Genomic DNA, 3,214 nt, shown 5'->3' with positions numbered 1-3,214 from the left:
CGCTGTTGGAGTACATGACGAAGAAGCTCTTGCGCCCGCCGTAGCTCACACGCACTCCCAGGCCGCGCTCTTTGGCATCGAAGTAATCTAGCTGCTGCGGCTTCGACGGGAGCGGGAGAGTTCGCACCTTTTGGTCCGTCCTTCGGCCTCATAGCATCTTTACCCCCGAAAGCAGACATTCAAATCATGAATCCGGGTCAGGCACCCGCCGATGTCTGCTTTACCCCCAAGAGCGGTCGTAATTGGGTGATCGAGTTTATGTCCGCTTTTGACCCAAAGCGAACATTGGCCCAGTTCGTGGATCGAGGTTCGAACCTCAGGACTTTGACGAGTTCTCTCGCCTAGCCGTGCGCTTGGCTCGGATGGACGGTGCTCTCGATCAGACTGTTGTGGAAGAATGGAGGCCGGGTGGGGAGCCCTTGCTTAGCCATCAACTGCGGCCATAGAAGATGATTTATCGGGCAGTCAGTCAGGTCCTCGGGCGTAATACCGAAACCTCGAACACAGACGAGCCGCTGATCCATGCAGTTGGGGCACAGAAGCAATGTGCGATCTTCGGCGATACGCTCCCAAAGTGCCGTGTGGACCATCATAAGGTCACAGTCGATCACCCCGCACTGCTGGCAACGATTGTGGGCGAAATCTCTCCCGTATTCATGGTATCGGCCGACACAGATATTGCAGGCTGGGTCATCGCATTTGATCGTATCCCCGAAGTAGATCATCAGTTGTCCCCGTCTAATTTTTTGCCCTATCAGCGTGGAGGCAACGGGTAAACAGATCCTTAATCCCTGCTTGCAAGCTGTATCAAAACCCTCCCTGAAATTGGCCGATTTGGTAAAGCTAGCTACTGTTCTGCGTCCAGGTCATAGATCTAGCTCGCCTTGTTGTCGGGCGTCCTTACGGAAATGTTTTTCCAAATATGGGCCGAAAATTTCGGCCCTTTAGCGGAAAGAGTTTTCCATTGTGTTGGAGATGATGGCTGCGGCACTGGAATGTCCGCTTTACACCCGTAAGCGGACATCGTCGGCGCAAAATTGCGTTGGGCTCAAAATGCGGACATTGAATGTCTGCTTAACCCCCGAAAGTGGGCCAAATTGGGTGTTTGGGTTTACGTCCGCTTTTGACCCACTCCGGACGTCGATGCTACCGCGCACGCGGGGGACGCTAACTCTTACTCCGACAACCCCTGCTTACGCAGAGCGTCAATTCCACTTGGTTCATTCAGCCTTTTCGAGTGGATATCCTGCTGGACCCCAGGCATTAGAATTCGTGAAGTAGTAGACGTTTTGATACCCCAACGCGACGGCCTTCGCGCTTGCATTGGGTGAGCGGTTGCAACTCGCAGATCCAACGTCACAGTCACAGTAGAAAATCACCTCTTCATTCTTTTCCACGATTTCCATGAGCGTGGCTTCAGTTGGGTACGCAAGCTCAAATGCGCCGGGAATGTGACTTTGTTTCCACGTGTAAAGGCCCCGGGTATCGATGAAACGTACACCCCGATCGAGCATGGATTTGGCCGTGCTAATGTCGATCTTCGTTGTACCTTCTACTGCGATGACCTTTGAGGCAGACTTGGTAACCAGCGTTTGCCAGTCGGACTGGGCCTGCGCCGTTGCAGCTGACGCGAGAAAAGAAAGCAGAAAGCCAAGTATTAGGTGTTTCATTGTAGCCCTCGTTAGTGAAGGGTCCAGCTAGTTACCGGCGCAAAGAAGCGACAAACCGCGTTTAACTTCCCGTATCGGTCAAGCCGCGATCGGCGACCAGGGCGGCCTCGATATGGACACAGGAAGCGTTTGCATCGCGGAATTTCATAAGCTTCTCAATCGGGAATACGACCTCGCCAATATCCGAGCGATCTTTTAGACGGTCTTTCTCAAGTGTAAGTTTCTTATACGTCATCGTAACCTCCGATCTCGGGGGAAGAGCGCTCCCACCGCAGTGTTTGCGAACGACCTAACACCCACCAGACGGCAGACACATCAAACATCATATCTATTCCACAACAAAAGAGAATATGCCAATATTGAGACAGATAATCTTGAAAATTGGAATATTCCATGGACCGCCTCGACGCCATGCGTGTGTTTATCTCCGTGGTCGACTCAAATGGTTTTTCAGCAGCATCTCGAATTTTGTCTATGCCGCTTCCGACGGTCAGTCGAAAGATTGCCGAACTCGAGAGCCATCTTGGCACTCAATTGCTGATCCGCTCGACACGCAAGGTCACAGTCACCGACAGCGGGCGGCGTTACTACCAGGAAGTGCGCCAGATTCTCGATTACATCGGGGAGGCAGAGCGCAAGGTTACTGGAGAATATCAACTCCCCAGGGGGCGTTTGACGATCACGGCGCCAACGCTTTTCGGTCGTCTTCATGTGCTGCCGATTGTAAACGACTTTATGAAGCTTCATTGCGACATCAATATTCAGCTCTTTCTGGTCAATCACGTTGTGGATTTGCTGGAGGAACATATCGATCTGGGTATCCGGATAGGAACCTTGTCAGATAGTTCGATGATCGCCTTCGAGGCGGGATCTGTCCGCCAGATCGTTTGTGCGAGTCCCGGCTATCTCTCCCAACACGATCGCCCTCTGTCACCCAATGATCTTGCTGGGCATCAATGCGTTACGTTTTCCAAATTTGGCGCACCGGCAGAGTGGGCGTTCAAGATGCCGTCTAGGAAGATTCAACGTTTCCCAGTCCCGACGAGGCTGACGCTCAACTCGATACAGGGGGCCGTCGACTCAGCCGTACGGGATGGAGGCCCGGTCCAGCTTTACTCATATCAAGCTGCTCCCCATGTCGCCGAGGGCACCTTGGAAATTGTCCTGGACGGTTATGAAATCGAGTCGCCACCTGTGAACATCGTCTATCCGCAAGGCAGGCTCGTTCCACAAAAACTGAGGGCATTCGTCGAATTCGCGATGCCACGCCTTCGCGAGTGTCTTGCCCTCATTGAAACGCAATGTTCAGTCTAATCGCACATTCAAAGTCGGCTCATGGTGCCATGACCGGTCGTGCCAGCGCCGGCTCGATCGCGTCCGGAGCGCACCGACACGCAGACGTCGTCATAGCCGGCCCCGATGTATCGATTTGGGTCGGCCAAAGGCCGGTGACGGCCCGCGCCGCGCACGGTACAATGCGCGGGCATCCGAAATACCGCTGAAATCGAAGGAGGGCGCCATGATCGTCGAGCAGGTGTGGACCG

Annotated in this window: 4 protein-coding genes; 2 read left to right on the top strand and 2 right to left on the bottom strand. The window is 53.7% G+C overall.

Annotated elements, in window-relative coordinates:
• Window positions 1-449 precede the first annotated feature (449 nt).
• Window positions 450-776, top strand: coding sequence for a hypothetical protein (locus tag O6944_00020; protein MCZ6717537.1), 327 nt, complete (start codon window positions 450-452; stop codon window positions 774-776).
• Window positions 777-1,220: 444 nt separating this feature from the next.
• Here O6944_00020 and O6944_00015 read toward each other — a convergent pair whose 3' ends face one another.
• Both O6944_00015 and O6944_00010 read right to left on the bottom strand, forming a co-directional pair.
• Entirely contained in the window at window positions 1,221-1,670 is a 450-nt protein-coding gene (locus O6944_00015) for a rhodanese-like domain-containing protein (GenBank protein ID MCZ6717536.1), read from the bottom strand.
• A 61-nt stretch (window positions 1,671-1,731) separates the two neighbouring features.
• Window positions 1,732-1,905, bottom strand: a complete 174-nt coding sequence (locus O6944_00010; GenBank protein ID MCZ6717535.1) for a hypothetical protein — start codon at window positions 1,903-1,905, stop codon at window positions 1,732-1,734.
• A gap of 158 nt (window positions 1,906-2,063) precedes the next feature.
• Between O6944_00010 and O6944_00005 the strand changes: the two genes are divergently transcribed.
• The gene (locus tag O6944_00005; GenBank protein MCZ6717534.1) at window positions 2,064-2,984 is read left to right on the top strand and encodes a LysR family transcriptional regulator; all 921 of its coding nucleotides are present in this window, start codon (window positions 2,064-2,066) and stop codon (window positions 2,982-2,984) included.
• The last annotated feature ends 230 nt before the right edge of the window (window positions 2,985-3,214 follow it).

The sequence above is a fragment of the Gammaproteobacteria bacterium genome (genome assembly GCA_027296625.1).
Classification (GTDB): Bacteria; Pseudomonadota; Gammaproteobacteria; order JAKEHO01; family JAKEHO01; genus JAKEHO01.
The sequence above is the reverse complement of the archived record's forward strand: the minus strand, read 5'-3'. Positions and strand labels throughout refer to the sequence as shown.